The sequence below is a fragment of the Pseudomonas rhizoryzae genome (genome assembly GCF_005250615.1).
Lineage (GTDB): Bacteria > Pseudomonadota > Gammaproteobacteria > Pseudomonadales > Pseudomonadaceae > Chryseomonas > Chryseomonas rhizoryzae.
Map to the genome: position 1 here is coordinate 263,327 of NZ_SULM01000008.1, position 15,229 is coordinate 278,555.

14 protein-coding genes are annotated in these 15,229 nt (G+C 66.0%); 7 read left to right on the forward strand and 7 right to left on the reverse strand.

The window, feature by feature from the left end; all coding sequences use genetic code 11:
- Positions 1 to 33: 33 nt before the first annotated feature.
- From FAZ11_RS15205 to FAZ11_RS15225, 5 genes are all read right to left on the reverse strand, one after another.
- Positions 34 to 723, reverse strand: coding sequence for a DUF2931 family protein (locus tag FAZ11_RS15205; RefSeq protein WP_137279413.1), 690 nt, complete (start codon positions 721 to 723; stop codon positions 34 to 36).
- Positions 720 to 905: a hypothetical protein gene (locus tag FAZ11_RS15210; RefSeq protein ID WP_058783186.1), complete on the reverse strand. Its 186-nt coding sequence runs from the start codon at positions 903 to 905 to the stop codon at positions 720 to 722. Before FAZ11_RS15210 ends, FAZ11_RS15205 begins: the two co-directional genes overlap by 4 nt.
- Complete coding sequence (locus FAZ11_RS15215; RefSeq protein ID WP_058783187.1) at positions 905 to 1,588, reverse strand: DUF2931 family protein; 684 nt, start codon at positions 1,586 to 1,588, stop codon at positions 905 to 907. The genes FAZ11_RS15210 and FAZ11_RS15215 overlap by 1 nt, the downstream gene beginning before the upstream one ends.
- Entirely contained in the window at positions 1,585 to 3,459 is a 1,875-nt protein-coding gene (locus FAZ11_RS15220; RefSeq protein WP_081323452.1) for a PAAR domain-containing protein, read from the reverse strand. The genes FAZ11_RS15215 and FAZ11_RS15220 overlap by 4 nt, the downstream gene beginning before the upstream one ends.
- A gap of 105 nt (positions 3,460 to 3,564) precedes the next feature.
- Entirely contained in the window at positions 3,565 to 4,818 is a 1,254-nt protein-coding gene (locus FAZ11_RS15225; RefSeq protein WP_058783189.1) for a XylR family transcriptional regulator, read from the reverse strand.
- A 185-nt stretch (positions 4,819 to 5,003) separates the two neighbouring features.
- Between FAZ11_RS15225 and xylA the strand changes: the two genes are divergently transcribed.
- From xylA to FAZ11_RS15245, 4 genes are all read left to right on the forward strand, one after another.
- Positions 5,004 to 6,320 carry a xylose isomerase gene (gene xylA, locus FAZ11_RS15230; protein ID WP_058772534.1) on the forward strand — a complete coding sequence of 439 codons (1,317 nt, stop codon included), beginning with the start codon at positions 5,004 to 5,006 and terminating at the stop codon, positions 6,318 to 6,320.
- 114 nt (positions 6,321 to 6,434) lie between these two features.
- The gene (gene xylF / locus FAZ11_RS15235) at positions 6,435 to 7,436 is read left to right on the forward strand and encodes a D-xylose ABC transporter substrate-binding protein (RefSeq protein WP_058761411.1); all 1,002 of its coding nucleotides are present in this window, start codon (positions 6,435 to 6,437) and stop codon (positions 7,434 to 7,436) included.
- A gap of 63 nt (positions 7,437 to 7,499) precedes the next feature.
- Complete coding sequence (gene xylG, locus FAZ11_RS15240; RefSeq protein ID WP_058767195.1) at positions 7,500 to 9,056, forward strand: D-xylose ABC transporter ATP-binding protein; 1,557 nt, start codon at positions 7,500 to 7,502, stop codon at positions 9,054 to 9,056.
- Positions 9,056 to 10,192, forward strand: coding sequence for a sugar ABC transporter permease (locus FAZ11_RS15245; RefSeq protein WP_058761413.1), 1,137 nt, complete (start codon positions 9,056 to 9,058; stop codon positions 10,190 to 10,192). Before xylG ends, FAZ11_RS15245 begins: the two co-directional genes overlap by 1 nt.
- Before the next feature lie 270 nt (positions 10,193 to 10,462).
- On the opposite strand, the gene FAZ11_RS15250 is transcribed toward FAZ11_RS15245, so the two are convergent.
- Complete coding sequence (locus FAZ11_RS15250) at positions 10,463 to 10,747, reverse strand: hypothetical protein (RefSeq protein WP_058761414.1); 285 nt, start codon at positions 10,745 to 10,747, stop codon at positions 10,463 to 10,465.
- A 313-nt stretch (positions 10,748 to 11,060) separates the two neighbouring features.
- Here FAZ11_RS15250 and FAZ11_RS15255 point away from each other — a divergent pair, with 313 nt between their 5' ends.
- The 3 genes from FAZ11_RS15255 to FAZ11_RS25215 all read left to right on the forward strand — a co-directional run bounded on the left by FAZ11_RS15255 (position 11,061) and on the right by FAZ11_RS25215 (position 14,831).
- The gene (locus FAZ11_RS15255; protein ID WP_058783190.1) at positions 11,061 to 12,380 is read left to right on the forward strand and encodes a Na+/H+ antiporter family protein; all 1,320 of its coding nucleotides are present in this window, start codon (positions 11,061 to 11,063) and stop codon (positions 12,378 to 12,380) included.
- A 69-nt stretch (positions 12,381 to 12,449) separates the two neighbouring features.
- On the forward strand, positions 12,450 to 13,391 hold the full coding sequence (locus tag FAZ11_RS15260) for a GNAT family N-acetyltransferase (protein ID WP_137279412.1): 942 nt from the start codon (positions 12,450 to 12,452) through the stop codon (positions 13,389 to 13,391).
- A 126-nt stretch (positions 13,392 to 13,517) separates the two neighbouring features.
- Positions 13,518 to 14,831 (forward strand): methyl-accepting chemotaxis protein, encoded by a 1,314-nt coding sequence (locus tag FAZ11_RS25215; RefSeq protein ID WP_058768665.1) that lies wholly within the window; start codon positions 13,518 to 13,520, stop codon positions 14,829 to 14,831.
- A 12-nt stretch (positions 14,832 to 14,843) separates the two neighbouring features.
- On the opposite strand, the gene FAZ11_RS15270 is transcribed toward FAZ11_RS25215, so the two are convergent.
- Complete coding sequence (locus tag FAZ11_RS15270; protein ID WP_058768666.1) at positions 14,844 to 15,068, reverse strand: DUF2934 domain-containing protein; 225 nt, start codon at positions 15,066 to 15,068, stop codon at positions 14,844 to 14,846.
- Positions 15,069 to 15,229: the final 161 nt, after the last annotated feature.

Below are 15,229 nucleotides of genomic sequence, written 5' to 3' on the forward strand. Positions count from 1 at the left end.
TCGTCTCGACGGTTCACGCATCTGCCGTGCTGTTCACTTTCCAGGACCTACCTGGGTATAGGGAATCGGCGCCCACCAACTGCCGTAGGGCACCCCGTACTTGGCGATATAGGCTTGGGTGACCTCGGTTAACGGCAGCGCGTATTGCCCTTTCATCTGCCCCTGATAGGGCCCCTTGGGTTCGATCTCGGCCTGCAGCGTCATGACTTCGATAGGGTCCAGACAGGGGCCCATGATCCACACCTTGACGATGCCACCGGGTGCCAGGCCGATGGTGAGATCTTTACGATAATCCGAAGTACGACCGCTGACCGGACATTCAGCGGGCATGCGTTCGAGCATCTTCGCGCGTGCCCAGTCCGGCATCGTGAACAGCGCATGGTAGGTCTGGGGTTCGACCAGCGATTGCCAGCGTAGCGAGACCACGTAAGGCAGATCCAGGCCGGTCAGGTAGCGGCCAGCGCCAGAACCGATTCTCTTGGGCCAGCCCTTGGCGGTAGCCGAGAGACTCGCCGGTTGCCCCATGGCTACCACGCCGCCCATGGCATTGGGAAAGATACGCCCATTGATGTCGCTGATATTGGCCCGCTCCAGCCAGACCTGCATGTAGTTGGGTGCCAAAAAGCCCAGGTACCAGGCGTCATAAGGCAGCTTGGTCGCGGCCCTGGATTGGCAGCCTGCCAGACAGAGGGGGAGGAGGAGGCACAGCAGCCAGCGCTTCATTGCGGATACCCTGGCTGAGGACGGTTGGGATAGGCGTTACGCCGGCCATCAGCGGTGGGGGCGTTGACGAAGACCGCCTCCACATTGCCCAGGCCACTGCCGAGCACGGCGTTCCAGTAAGCGGAGAGGTGTACGTAGCGACCGAACAGCAGAAGAATCTCGGGCTGTGCCCGTGGCCACATCAAGGTCCGACCTTGGTGTAGGGAATCGGCGCCCACCAACTGCCGTAGGGCACCCCGTACTTGGCGATATAGGCTTGGGTGACCTCGGTTAACGGCAGCGCGTATTGCCCTTTCATCTGCCCCTGATAGGGCCCCTTGGGTTCGATCTCGGCCTGAAGCGTCATGACTTCGATGGGGTCCAGGCAAGGGCCCATGATCCACACCTTGACGATGCCACCGGGTGCCAGGCCGATGGTGAGATCTTTACGATAATCCGAAGTACGACCGCTGACCGGACATTCAGCGGGCAAGCGTTCGAGCATCTTCGCGCGTGCCCAGTCCGGCATCGTGAATAGCGCATGGTAGGTCTGGGGTTCAACCAAGGATTGCCACCGCAGCGAGACCACGTAGGGTAGATCCAGACCAGTCATGTAGATACCTTTGCCAGAACCGATTCTCTTGGGCCAGCCCTTGGCGGTAGCCGAGAGACTCGCCGGTTGCCCCATGGCAACCACGCCGCCCATGGCATTGGGAAAGATACGCCCATTGATGTCGCTGATATCGGCCCGCTCCAACCAGACCTGCATGTAGTTGGGTGCCAAAAAGCCCAGGTACCAGGCGTCATAAGGCAGCTTGGTCGCGGCCCTGGATTGGCAGCCTGCCAGACAGAGGGGCAGAAGGAGGCATAGCAGCCAGCGCTTCATTGCGGATACCCTGGCTGAGGACGGTTGGGATAGGCGTTACGCCGGCCATCAGCGGTGGGGGCGTTGACGAAGACCGCCTCCAGATTGCCTAGGCCACTGCCCAGCACGGCGTTCCAGTGAGCGGAGAGGTGCACGTAGCGACCGAACAGCAGGCGAATCTCGGCGTCTTCGAGCGCCAGCGGAGCGCCCTGAGCATGCGCCTGAAGCTTGGCGGCGATACCCTCTAGCTCATCGGGAATGGCCAGGTCGGGCGTGCCGGGAATGGGTGCGAAGGGCACTCCATAGGCACTGGCCAGGCGATGCATCACCCGTAGATAGACCAGAGCCAGTGCTCCCCGCACCTGCCGCTCCAGGCGTACGGCCGCGAAGATATCGGATTCCGGCAGCTCGCCGCGGAGGTGGGGCAGCCGGTTGCGCCAGGTTTCGAGGGTGAGTCGGCTATGGGCGGGATCGACCCAAGGCTCTTGCTGGAAATGCGCCAGATCGAGCTGGGCCTGGCGATAGCTCCAGGCAGCCTGACTGTCGGTGCCATAGTGCTCCCGTGAGACGCGCGGTTGCGTCAGTAGCAGGCGTTCGGTCATCTCGGCCGGATAGCCTCCACCCAGATCGGCATGGGCACCGGGCAGGGCGATCTCCTCGTGCTGGGGCGCAACCTTGGTGAGGGCGAAGTTGCGGCGCTGTTCGTCATGGGCGACCAGCTGTATCACCTTGCGCGCGCATCCGGCCGGCAGATAGAGATTGAGGCCGGGATTGGCGGCATTGGCCGGGCTGAAGTCGCCCCGTAAGGGATCGGCTATCGCGGCCACGGTATCGAACAGCCCGATGAAGTTCAGCGTTACCCGGGCGCGCTGCCAAGGGAAGCACGGCGCTAGCCCCGTGGCCGCGATCCCACCATCTGCTTTCAGTACCTCGTTGGCGAAGTGCCGTGCCGCCGCCGCGCCTCGACTGAAGCCGAAGAGATCGAATTCGATGGCTTCGATGATGAGCTCGGGATTACCACGTTTGAACTGATCGTAGCGTTCCGCGAAGGCAGCTGGAAAAGTCCGAACGCAGGCCAGGACCCCACTGTTCCCTAGGCCGGTGCCCATCGAAAAGCGGCTGTCCGGTTGTCCAGCATGGGTGCCGATGCCTTCGATATAGACCGGAATCACCGCCGTCTTCTCGTCCCTCTCGATGGTACGCTGAGTATCGTCCTGGTAGAGCCGGTACAACCGCGCAATATTCGTCTCCGCATTGGCGTAGCTACTATCGGCACTCCCCATGAACTTCTCGCAGTGCTGGGCGATGCTCTCTGCCTGATCCTGGCGAAAGCCCAGTTCTGCCGCCCGGCAGGCGTCGCCGGTGGCGGCATTGAAGAGGTTGTTGCCGGTACCGTCGAAGAAGACGCCAATCCTCAGGGTGATACGTTGCTCCACCAGACGTTCAGGCTCGCCACTCGTCTTGTCCTGATCTGCTGGAGTCTCGACCAGGCGACGGGGAGAGCCACCCGGCCCCGGTCGCTCCCGGCCGCGCAGGCCAAGGGGTGCGGCTCGTCCCGGCGCTGGGTGGATAGTCTCTCCGCTGGAGGCGCAGGCGCCAACTCCGGTGCTGGCTCCAGCGCCGTGCGTACCGATGATCACGCTCCCCGAGCCGCCGATCACCACGCCGCCATGACTGCTGACGCTACCGAGCACCGCTGCTGGTTGGCCGTTGATGAACACATTGGGGATGACGGCGCCGCTCAGGGTCGCCCCGCAGCCACAGGCGTGGCCCAGGGTGGCGGCGGGTAGGCCATCGAAGAAGACGTTGGACGAGCCCTGGACCAAAGCGGTGGTCCCACATTTTGGGCAGGCGACGGCGTCGCCCAGGCGCGCAGCGGGTTTTCCGGACATGACCGATCTCCCTATCGGTAACTGCAGGTCCGGAAAAATGCCGCAGGAAAGGCTCTGGGACAAGGCTTCTGGCTGGCTTTGCGTCCATCATCACAAAACGGAGCGTCAATGCGGACGTGTCGCCGCCTGACCTAGGAGTACCTGGCCCGTCTCTCCGCGCGCCTGTTCCTGGACGCTCGCCGGCGGGCGCGGTTGCTGCTGATATTGGCGCGGGGTGCAGCCGAATTCGCGGCGGAACACCGAGTGCAGGTATTGCGCCGAGGTGAAGCCGCAGCGTCGGGCGACTTCCGCCAGGCTCGGCGCCTCTTCCTGCAGCGCGACCGCCGCGGCGGCCAGCTTGAAGCCAAGGATCTCGTCATGGACGCTGCGGCCCAGCTCACGGCGGAAAGAGCCTTCCAGCGCCGAGCGGGAAATACCCACGTAGCTGGCCACCTGGTCAGTCTTGATGCCCTGGCAGGCGTACTGGCGAATGAAGTGCAGCGCGCGCATCACCTGGGGGTGGTGGACCGCCTGGTGGCGACTGGAGGCCTGGATATTGATCCCCTCCGGCGGCATCAGTACCCGCGGCGCGCCCAGCTCGACGCCATGCAGGCGCTGGTGCAGCAGCCGTGCCGCTTCGCGGCCGATGGCCTCGGTCCCCTGGATCACCGAGGTCAGGGGTACCCGGGTCAGGGTGCGGGCCAGGGGGTCGTTGTCGATTCCCACCAGCGCCACCTGTTCCGGCACCGGGATGCCGGCGGTGAGGCAGGCCTGCAGGAGTTGCCGTGCCCGGGCGTCGGTGACGGCAAGGATGCCCACTGGCTTGGGCAGGCCGTGCAGCCAGGCGATCAACTGTTCCACGGCGGTGTCCCACAGCGGGGCGCTGGTCTCCAGGCCGCGGTAGATTTCCACCGGCAGGCCATCGCGCCGCAGCAAGTCGGCAAAGGCCGTCTCGCGCTCGCCGGCCCAGCGATTGGTGGCGGCGGCGGGCAGGCTGAAGCAGGCGAAGCGGGTCAGCCCGGATTCGATGAGGTGATCGTAGGCCAGCCGTACCAGGGCGGCATTGTCGGTGGCCACATAGGGAATGCCAGGCGGATAGTGGGCCGCCTCCGCGTAGGAGCCGCCCACCGCCACCACCGGCAAGGCGCTGCCGGCCAGGGCGGCGCTCACCGCCGGGTCGTCGAAGTCGGCGATGATGCCGTCGCCCTGCCAGCGTTCGATGCCCTTGAGGCGGCAGAGGAAGTCTTCTTCCAGGAACAGGTCCCAGCGGGCGCGGGTGCCGCTCAAGTAGTTGCCGATGCCGGCGAGGATGCCGCGGTCGTAGATCTTGCTACCGTTGAACAGCAGGGCGACGCGGTGGACGGGCGGCTGGCTGGGCATGGCGGGGTTTCGGCTGGAAGTGCGGGGCAGGAGACCAGACTACGACCGCGACGGGCGTCCCTCAAGCGGCAAAATCGCACTCGGCTCTGGTGATTTTCACAATAGGCAGCCCAGGTGGCAGCGCTACCATCAGGGCAAGCCGGCACGCCGTGCCGGGTGCGACAGATAAGAACAAGGACAACGCGATGACTTATTTCCCGAATGTCGAAAAGGTCCGCTACGCCGGCCCCGACAGTGACTCTCCGCTCGCCTTCCGCCACTACGACGCCGATCGCCTGGTCATGGGCAAGCCGATGCGCGAGCACCTGCGCATGGCCGTCTGCTACTGGCACACCTTCGTCTGGCCGGGCAGCGACGTCTTCGGTCAGGGTACCTTCCAGCGCCCCTGGCACGCCGCCGGCGCGCCGCTGGAGCAGGCCCGCGCCAAGGCCGCCGCCGCCTTCGAATTCTTCAGCAAGCTGGGCGTGGACTACTACTGCTTCCACGACACCGACGTGGCCCCCGAGGGTGCGAGCTTCGCCGAATACCGCGAGAACTTCGCCCGCCTGGTGGACGAGCTGGAACGCCACCAGAGCGAGACCGGGCTCAAGCTCCTGTGGGGCACCGCCAACTGCTTCAGCCACCCGCGCTACGCGGCCGGCGCCGCCACCAATCCCAATCCCGAGATCTTCGCCTGCGCCGCCACCCAGGTGTGCACGGCGATGAACGCCACCCACCGCCTGGGCGGCGAGAACTATGTGCTCTGGGGCGGTCGCGAAGGTTACGAGACCCTGCTCAACACCGACCTCAAGCGCGAGCGGACGCAACTCGGCCGCTTCATGCAGATGGTGGTGGAGCACAAGCATCGCATCGGTTTCAAAGGCGACCTGCTGATCGAGCCCAAGCCCCAGGAGCCGACCAAGCACCAGTACGACTACGACGTGGCCACCGTCTTCGGCTTCCTGCAGCAATTCGGGCTGGAGCAGGAGATCAAGGTCAACATCGAGGCCAACCACGCCACCCTGGCCGGGCATAGCTTCCAGCACGAGATCGCCAGTGCCGTGGCCCTGGGCATCTTCGGCAGCATCGACGCCAACCGTGGCGATCCGCAGAACGGCTGGGACACCGACCAGTTCCCCAACAGCGTCGAGGAAATGACCCTGGCGATCTACGAGATCCTCAAGGGCGGCGGCTTCACCCGCGGTGGCTTCAACTTCGACGCCAAGGTGCGCCGGCAGAGCCTGGACGACGTGGACCTGTTCCATGGCCACGTGGCCGCCATGGACACCTTGGCGCTGTCCCTGGAGCGCGCCGCGGCGCTGTTGCAGGACGACCCCCTGGGCAAGTTCAAGGCCGAGCGTTACGCCGGCTGGGAGCAGTCCCTGGGCCAGCGCATCCTCGGCGGCCAACTGAACCTTGAGCAACTCGCCGAACACACCTTCAGCCACGGTCTGGCGCCCCAGCCGGTGAGCGGTCGTCAGGAACTGCTCGAGGGTGTCGTCAACCGTTACCTGTACCGCTGATCGCCGCGAACGGGTCGGCAGAAAAGCGTGCCGATCCGCTTGTGCAACCTAGCTGAATCGTTACACTCAGAGCCGTTCTATCGCTCCACAACAAAAATAACCAAGGATGCCACCATGAACTTCAAGACCACCCTGCTCGCCGGTCTGCTCGCCCTCTGCACCACCGGTTTCGCCCACGCCGACGCCCAGCACCCCAAAATCGGTTTCTCCATCGACGACCTGCGCCTGGAGCGCTGGACCCGTGACCGCGACTACTTCGTCGCCGCCGCGGAGAAGCTCGGCGCCAAGGTCTATGTGCAATCCGCCGACGCCAACGAACAGCGCCAGCTGTCGCAGATCGAGAACCTGATCTCCCGCGGCGTGGATGCCATCGTCATCGTGCCCTTCAACGCCACGGTGCTGAACAACGTGGTGGCCGAAGCCAAGAAGGCCGGGGTCAAGGTGATCTCCTATGACCGCCTGATCCTCAACGCCGACATCGATGCCTACATCTCCTTCGATAACGAAAAGGTCGGCGAGATGCAGGCGGGCGCGGTGCTCAAGGCCCAGCCCAAGGGCAACTTCTTCCTGCTCGGCGGCGCGCCCACCGACAACAACGCCAAGATCCTGCGCGAAGGCCAGATGAAGGTCCTGCAGCCGGCCATCGACAAGGGTGACGTCAAGATCGTCGGCCAGCAGTGGGTCAAGGAGTGGAGCCCCACCGAGGCCCTGGCCATCATCGAGAACGCCCTGACCGCCAACGACAACAAGATCAACGGCATCGTCGCCTCCAACGACGCCACCGCCGGCGGCGCCATCCAGGCCCTGGCGGCGCAGAAGCTGGCCGGCAAGGTCGCCGTGTCCGGCCAGGACGCCGACCTCGCCGCCATCAAGCGGGTGATCGCCGGCACCCAGACCATGACCGTCTACAAGCCGCTCAAGCTGATCGCCTCCGAGGCGGCCAAGCTGTCGGTGGACCTGGTGCGCGGCGAGAAGCCGGCCTTCAACTCCAGCTATGACAACGGCACCAAGAAGGTCGACACCATCCTGCTCACGCCGACCGAGCTGACCAAGGACAACGTCGACGTGCTGGTCAAGGACGGCTTCTACACCCAGGCCCAGATCGACGGCAAATAACCACTGGCCACCGGCTGGCCGTCTGACGCCTGGCGTCGGGCGGCCCCTGGGTAAGGAGCGGCCATGGCCGACTATCTGCTTGAAATGCATGGCATCGCCAAGAGCTTCGGCGGGGTGCGGGCGCTGGACGGCATCGATCTCAAGGTGCGTCCGGGCGAATGCGTAGGGCTGTGCGGCGAAAACGGCGCCGGCAAGTCCACCCTGATGAAGGTGCTCTCGGCGGTCTACCCCCATGGTACCTGGGAAGGCGAGATCCGCTGGGATGGACGCCCCCTGGAAGCCCAGTCCATCGCCGAGTCCGAGGCGGCCGGCATCGTCATCATTCACCAGGAACTGACCCTGGTACCCGATCTGTCCGTGGCCGAGAACATCTTCATGGGCCACGAACCGCGCCGCTTCGGCGGGCGGCTGGATTATCCCACCATGCTGCAGCGCTCGGCCGAGCTGATGCGCAGGCTCAAGGTGCCGGACATGAACGTGGCCCTGCCGGTGTCCCAGTACGGCGGCGGCCTGCAGCAACTGGTGGAGATCGCCAAGGCGCTGAACAAGAATGCCCGGCTGCTGATCCTCGACGAACCCACTTCGGCGCTCACCACCTCCGAGATCGCCGTGCTGCTGGACATCATCCGCGACCTCAAGGCCCAAGGGGTGGCCTGCGTCTACATCTCGCACAAGCTCGACGAGGTGGCGGCCATCTGCGACACCATCACGGTGATCCGCGACGGCAAGCACATCGCCACCACGCCCATGGCCGAGATGGACATCGACCGCATCATCACCCAGATGGTCGGCCGCGCCATGACCAACCTCTATCCGCAGATCCCCCACGAGATCGGTGAGGTGATCTTCGAGGCGCGCCACTTCACCTGCCTGGATGTCGACAACCCCCAGCGCAAGCGCGTCGACGACGTCTCCTTCGCCGTGCGCAGCGGTGAGATCCTCGGTATCGCCGGATTGGTGGGCGCCGGGCGCACCGAACTGGTCTCAGCCATCTTCGGCGCCTATGAAGGGCGCTACGAGGGCGAGGTCTGGCTCAATGGCCAGCGCATCGATACCCGCACGCCGCTGAAATCCATCCGCGCCGGGCTGTGCCTGGTGCCGGAGGACCGCAAGCGCCAGGGCATCATTCCCGACCTCGGCGTCGGCTCGAACATCACCCTCACGGTGCTGGATAGATTCGCCCACCTGAGCCGCATCGACAGCGAGGCGGAACTGTCCTGCATCGACACCGAGATCGCCCGGCTGCAACTCAAGACCAGCAGCCCCTTCCTGCCCATCACCGGTCTCTCCGGGGGTAACCAGCAGAAGGCGGTGCTCTCCAAGATGCTGCTGGCGCGGCCCAAGGTGCTGATCCTCGACGAGCCCACCCGGGGCGTCGACGTCGGCGCCAAGTTCGAGATCTATCGCCTGATCGGCCTGCTGGCCGCCGAGGGCGTGGCCATCGTCATGGTCTCCTCGGAGCTGGCCGAGGTGCTCGGCGTCTCCGACCGGGTGCTGGTGCTCGGCGAAGGCCGGCTGCGTGGCGATTTCCCCAATGAGAACCTCACCCAGGAGCGCGTACTGGCCGCCGCCCTGGGCACCACCGAACGGGCGGTCGCCCAAGCCCGGGAGCACTTCTGATGCACGCCGTGAAACAGCTGTTCACCCGTTACAAGATGCTCGCCCTGCTGATCGCCGTGGCCCTGATCTGGCTGTTCTTCAGCTGGCAGACCGAAGGCGGCTTCGTCACCCCGCGCAACCTGTCCAACCTGCTGCGGCAGATGTCCATCACCGGCATCCTCGCCTGCGGCATGGTGCTGGTGATCATCGCCGGCGAGATCGACCTCTCGGTGGGTTCGCAACTGGGTCTGCTCGGCGGGGTGGCGGCCCTGCTCGACGTGACCTACCACGTGCCCCTGCCGATCACCCTGCTGGCGGTGGCCGCCGGTGGCCTGCTGATCGGCCTGATCAATGGCTACCTCAGCGCCTATCGCGGGATACCGTCCTTCATCGTCGGCCTCGGCGGCATGCTGGCCTTTCGCGGTGTGCTGCTCGGCCTAACCGGCGGCGTCACCATTGCCCCGGTGTCGCCAGAGCTGGTCTACCTCGGCCAGGGCTACCTGCCGCCGGCCGTGGGCAGCGTCCTGGGCGTGCTGCTGTTCGGCCTGGCCATCGTCCTCACCTGGCGCCAGCGCAGCAAGCGTAAAGCCCTGGGCCTCGCCCTGGCACCGCTGTGGCGCGACGTGCTGCGGGTGGCGGTGATCGGGGCGGTACTGGCGGGCTTCATCACTACCCTCAACCGCTACGACGGCATCCCGGTGCCGGTGCTGATCCTCTTGGTGCTGCTCGGGGTGTTCAGCTACATCACCAGCCAGACGGTGTTCGGCCGGCGCATCTATGCGGTGGGCAGCAACCTGGAAGCCACCCGGCTGTCGGGCATCAACGTCCAGGCGATCAAGCTTGGGATCTTCGGCCTCATGGGCGTGATGTGCGCCCTGGCCGGTCTGGTCAACACCGCCCGCCTGGCCGCCGGTTCGCCCTCGGCCGGCACCATGGGTGAATTGGATGCCATCGCTGCCTGCTTCATCGGCGGCACCTCCATGCGCGGCGGTTCGGGCACCGTCTACGGCGCCCTGCTCGGCGCCCTGGTGATCGCCAGCCTCGACAACGGCATGTCCATGCTCGACGTGGACAGCTACTGGCAGATGATCGTCAAGGGCGGCATCCTGGTCCTGGCCGTGTGGGTGGACGTCAGCACCCGAACCGGCCGGCGTTGATCGGACCTATCCACCGCTCCTGACCGCCCCCTCTCCCTTTGGGGGAGGGCAGGGGTGAGGGAGCCTGGCTAGCAGCGGCAATCGCGGCCATGGGCCGCTCCTATTGGTACGGACGCCACTGTAGGAGCGGCCCATGGCCGCGATACGCGATCAAGACAGTTGCTTCTACAATGCCCTTTAGAAGCGGCCGCATCGGCGGACCGCCATGGCCGCGATCAGACCCTGTCCCTAGAAAACCACCGCGTTTCCCAACCCTTCGCTAGAGCGCCTTCAGTTATCGAACCGCTGCACCCGTGGGCCGCGCTGGCGCAGGTCGGCGAGGCTTTCGCTACTCAGGGTGCCTGCTGCCCGGTCCAGGTCGCGTTGCAGGTCCTTGATCACCGTGGCCAGAGAGGTCTTGCATTGCAGGTTGCACCAGGGGATGGCCTTGGTCACCGTGATCGCTCGGGCGGTATCGGTGATGGTGAACAACAGGGTCCGGTCGGCGCGCCGGGGGACGGCCAGGCAGGAATGTGGGCTGAAGGCGGTGATCAGCTCATCGATGGCATGTTCCATGGGCAAGTCATCCTTGTCATGACCGTGAAATGTCCGACTCAGACGCCTTCGCGACCCGGAAGGTTCAGTGCCGCTTGGCTGAGAGGCGACGATTTCTGCATGCCGGTGAGTGAAGTTTGTCGCGATCTCGCTGGGTGAGCCGGAATCTGGCCCGTTCAGGCGTTCATCCCATCAACGGGTCAGTAGCTTTTCCACCCCCGCATCGCGCTGCCTGCTGTGGATAAAGCCGCACCACCGCCCATCCATCCCTTGCCTTTGACGCCCGTAGCCGGCTGCGGCAGAGTGCGCGCCCTTTTGTGGTGCGGAGTCGGTGATGAATGCGGTGGTGGTAGCGGTGGGGCTCATGTTGGTGCTGAGTCTCGCCCGGGTACATGTGGTAGTGGCGATGATCGCCGGAGCGGTCGCCGGCGGGCTGGTGGGCGGACTCGGGCTGGAGGGTACCCTGCTGGCCTTCAACGCCGGCCTCGGCAACGGTGCCAAGGTGGCGCTTTCCTATGCGCTGCTGGGCGCCTTCGCCGTGGCCATCAGCCAGTCAGGTCTAGCGCACATGCTGGCCGACCGGGCGCTGGCGCTGATGGAGCGGCAGGCCGCCCAGGACGGCCGTTCGTTGCGCTGGGCCCTGCTCGGGTTGCTCTTGGCGGTGTCCATCGCCTCGCAGAACATCCTGCCCATCCACATCGCCTTCATCCCGCTGCTGGTGTCGCCGCTGCTCTATGTGCTGACGCGCCTGGAGCTGGACCGGCGACGGCTGTCCTGCGTCCTGACCTTCGGCCTGATCGCCCCCTACATGTTCCTGCCGGTGGGCTTCGGCAGCCTCTATCTGCACGACATCCTCTTGGTCAGCGTTTCGCGTGCCGGGGTGGACGTCAGCGGCGTGGACCCCAGTCGCGCCATGCTGCTGCCGGCGCTGGGCATGGTGGTCGGGCTGCTGCTGGCGGTGTCTGTCAGCTATCGCCGGCCGCGTCGCTACGACCTGAGCCTGGTGGCCCGCACCGAGCGCGCCGACCGGCCCTACAACGGCCGCACCCTGGCGGTGGCGCTGATCGCCGTGGTCGCCGCCTTCGGCGTGCAGCTCTGGCTGGATTCCATGATCCTCGGCGCCCTGGTCGGCTTCGTGGTCTTCACCGCCACCGGAGTGGTGCGCTGGCGCGAGGCGGACGACCTGTTCAGCGAGGGCGCGAAGATGATGGCGGTGATCGGCTTCATCATGCTCACCGCCGGCGGCTTCGCCGAGGTGCTGACCGCCACCGGCCAGATCAAGGACCTGGCCGCCACCGCCGCCGGGTTGATCGGCCACAACCGCGCCCTGGGCGCCTTGCTGCTGCTCCTGCTCGGCATGCTGGTGACTCTCGGGATCGGCTCGTCCTTCTCCAGCGTGCCCATCCTCGCCGCCATCCTCGGCCCGCTGTGCCTGCACCTGGGCTTCTCGCCCCTGGCCATCGTCTGCCTGATCGGCACCGCCGGCGCCCTGGGCGACTCCGGCTCGCCGGCTTCGGACTCCACCCTTGGCCCCACCTCCGGCCTCAATGTGGACGGCCAGCACAGCCACATCTGGGACACCGTGGTGCCGTCCTTCCTGCACTTCAGCCTGCCGATGCTGGTGTTCGGCTGGGCAGCGGTGCTGTGGCTGTAACCGACCGTTGCCGAGCGGGCGCAAAGCGGCGGCGGCGTGGGTCCAAAGTGGACTGCCAAGGAGCCGCCGATGTCCGTCCCCGCCTTTCGTCTCGACCCCCTCACCGCCGCCGACCTGCCCGCCGCCACCGAGGTGGTCCGCCTGGCCTTCGCCACCTGGATGGGCGCCGCCGAGCCGGGGGAGTTCTGGAACGACCGGGACTATGTGCGCAGTCGCTTCGCCGCGCCCCATACCGCCTGGTTCAAGGCGCGGGACGGTGAGCGGCTGGTCGGTGTGGTCTGCGTGACCCGCTGGGACCGCCACGGGATCCTCGGACCGCTGGCGGTGCATCCCGACTACTGGGACGCCAAGGTGGCCAAGGCGCTGATGGGCGCGGCGGTGGCACAACTCGATGCCTGGCAGTTGGTCCATGCCGGCCTGTTCACCTTTCCCGACAGCCCGCGCCACCTGGGGCTCTACCAGGGCTTCGGCTTTTGGCCACGTACCCTGACGGCGGTGATGGCGCGCCCCGTGCAGCCATGCGCGCTACCACCCGCCCACAGATTTTCCCTGGCCGCCGAGCCTGCCGCGCTCTTGGCGGCCTGCGCGGAGCTGGGCCAGGCCAATGCCCCCGGCCTCGACGTCTCCGCCGAAATGGCGGCGGTACAGGAGCAACAACTGGGCGAGAGTCTGGTGCTGCGGGATGCAGAGGGGCGGGCGGAAGGCTTCGCCGTCTGCCATTTCGGCCCGCGCAGTGAGGCGGGGGCCGGGGTGTGCTATGTGAAATGCGCAGCTGTCCGGCCGGGTCCTGGCGTCGAAGACCGCTTCGCCCGCCTGATCGCCGCCTGCGATGGCCTGGCGCGGCAGCAGGGCCAGCAGCGGCTGCTGGCCGGAGTCAACACCGCACGCCTGGGTGCTTACCAGTGGCTGCTGGCCGCAGGTTTTCGCAGCGAGATCCTTGGCATCACCCTGCACCGGGGCGATGCCCATTACGACCGTCCCGAGGTCTGGCTGCTGGACGATTGGCGCTGATCGCGCGAGCCCTCCTGCGACCAAAAAAGCTCTAGAACGCACTCAAGAGCGAAGCGGCGCGGCCGATACGCTGCACTCGGTCGCGTGCAGTCCTTGCCGCGACTCACCCTTCCCGAGGATTCCTTCATGGCGTTGCTCAAACACTACTCGATCATGCGTGCGCTGAGGGTATTGGCCGAGGCCACCGAGCAGGCCACACCGCTGTCCAATACCAGCGCCTACCAGGGGACCGCCACGCTGGCGCGCCTGGCCAGCGGTATCCAGGGATTGCTGGCGCAGCAGCACGAACTGGAGCAACAGGTGCAGGCCTTGAGCCAGGACAACGCGGCCCTGACCGCCCGGGTGGCCGACAGCGAAGCCCAGGCCAGAAGGCTGGGTACCCGCTTCGAACTGGTCAGCCAGGGCTCCAGCGAGGGCCTGTGGGACATGGAAGTAGTGGCCGGCGACCCGGTCAATCCGCGCAACGCCTTCTGGTGGTCGGATCAGTTCCGCGCCATGTTGGGCTTTCGCGATGAAAGCGACTTCCCCAGCGAACTGGGCAGCTGGGCCAAGCGCCTGCATCCCGAGGACAGTGCCTGGGTACTGGATGCCTTCGCCGCGCACATGAAGGATCGCACCGGCCAGACGCCCTTCGACGTGCAATACCGCATCGCCCTGAAATCCGGCGAGTACCGTTGGGTGAGGGCCACGGGTGCCACCCTGCGCGACGAGCGTGGGGTGCCCGTGCGCGTCGCCGGTTCGCTGCGCGACATCCATGACCAGCGCCTGCGCGACCAGGAACTCGACGTCACCCTGACCCGGTTCGAGCTGGCGCGGGAGATGCTCAACGATGGCCTCTGGGACATGGAGGTAATCGCCGGCGATCCCATCAATCCCAAGAATCCCTTCTGGTGGTCGCCGCAATTCCGCCGGCTGCTCGGCTACGAAACCCTGCAGGAATTCCCCGATGTGCTGGACAGCTGGGCGTCGCGCCTCTATCCGGAAGACCGCGAACGGGTGCTGGAGGCCTTCGCCGCCCACCTCAACGACCGGACCGGCCGCACCGGCTTCGACGTCACCTATCGCCTGGTGCTGAAGAGCAACGAGGTGCGCTGGTTCCGCGCCCGCGGCCAGACCCGGCGCGCCGCCGATGGCACGCCGCTACGGGTGGTGGGTGCCCTCGCCGATGTCCACGCCACCCACGAGCAGGAAGCCCTGCGTGAGGCCCAGGAAGCCCAGCACCGCACCATGGAAGACAACCTGCACAAGGTGACCGAGATCGTCGGCTCCATCCAGGGTATCGCCGCCCAGACCAACCTGCTGGCACTCAACGCGGCCATCGAGGCGGCCCGGGCTGGCGAGGCAGGACGGGGTTTCGCCGTGGTGGCGGACGAAGTACGGAAATTGGCGACCCGTACTTCCGAGGCGACGCAGCGCGCAGCCGACATGATCCGCAAATAGCGGGATGTGGCCTCAGGCGTTGTCTGAGGTCGCCTTCTTGCGCGAGCGGCTGCGCGGCTTGGGCGCTGGCGGGGCGACGCTGCTCTGGATGCCGCCGACCTGGGTCAGGTTGTCGTCGGGTTGGTCTTCCAGTTCGCGATTGGCGCGAAACCAGTGTTCGAAATCCTGGCCGTGCGGACGGCCTTCGCGTTCCCAGATTTCATAGGCGCGTTGGCGGATACGTTCTTCGAGGCTCATGGCGAATGGCTCCAGACAAAGTTCAGGGGAATAGGCGGTAGAGCCATTCCTACCCTGACTAGGCTGGCAGCGTTGGCAAAAGTTTCTCCGTGGGCAGCGGGCGCCAAGCAGGCGCTGCCGCTTATTGGGCTCTGGATGGCGGCTTCTGGCCGGGTGACCGT

Excerpts from the sequence above, each read along its gene's own strand:
- FAZ11_RS15205 (WP_137279413.1), bottom strand. The coding sequence starts at position 723 with ATGAAGCGCTGGCTGCTGTGCCTCCTCCTCCCCCTCTGTCTGGCAGGC.
- FAZ11_RS15245 (WP_058761413.1), top strand. The coding sequence starts at position 9,056 with ATGCACGCCGTGAAACAGCTGTTCACCCGTTACAAGATGCTCGCCCTG.
- xylA (WP_058772534.1), top strand. The coding sequence starts at position 5,004 with ATGACTTATTTCCCGAATGTCGAAAAGGTCCGCTACGCCGGCCCCGAC.
- FAZ11_RS15270 (WP_058768666.1), bottom strand. The coding sequence starts at position 15,068 with ATGAGCCTCGAAGAACGTATCCGCCAACGCGCCTATGAAATCTGGGAA.
- FAZ11_RS15260 (WP_137279412.1), top strand. The coding sequence starts at position 12,450 with ATGTCCGTCCCCGCCTTTCGTCTCGACCCCCTCACCGCCGCCGACCTG.
- FAZ11_RS15220 (WP_081323452.1), bottom strand. The coding sequence starts at position 3,459 with ATGTCCGGAAAACCCGCTGCGCGCCTGGGCGACGCCGTCGCCTGCCCA.
- FAZ11_RS15215 (WP_058783187.1), bottom strand. The coding sequence starts at position 1,588 with ATGAAGCGCTGGCTGCTATGCCTCCTTCTGCCCCTCTGTCTGGCAGGC.
- xylF (WP_058761411.1), top strand. The coding sequence starts at position 6,435 with ATGAACTTCAAGACCACCCTGCTCGCCGGTCTGCTCGCCCTCTGCACC.
- FAZ11_RS15250 (WP_058761414.1), bottom strand. The coding sequence starts at position 10,747 with ATGGAACATGCCATCGATGAGCTGATCACCGCCTTCAGCCCACATTCC.
- FAZ11_RS15210 (WP_058783186.1), bottom strand. The coding sequence starts at position 905 with ATGTGGCCACGGGCACAGCCCGAGATTCTTCTGCTGTTCGGTCGCTAC.
- FAZ11_RS15255 (WP_058783190.1), top strand. The coding sequence starts at position 11,061 with ATGAATGCGGTGGTGGTAGCGGTGGGGCTCATGTTGGTGCTGAGTCTC.
- FAZ11_RS15225 (WP_058783189.1), bottom strand. The coding sequence starts at position 4,818 with ATGCCCAGCCAGCCGCCCGTCCACCGCGTCGCCCTGCTGTTCAACGGT.
- xylG (WP_058767195.1), top strand. The coding sequence starts at position 7,500 with ATGGCCGACTATCTGCTTGAAATGCATGGCATCGCCAAGAGCTTCGGC.
- FAZ11_RS25215 (WP_058768665.1), top strand. The coding sequence starts at position 13,518 with ATGGCGTTGCTCAAACACTACTCGATCATGCGTGCGCTGAGGGTATTG.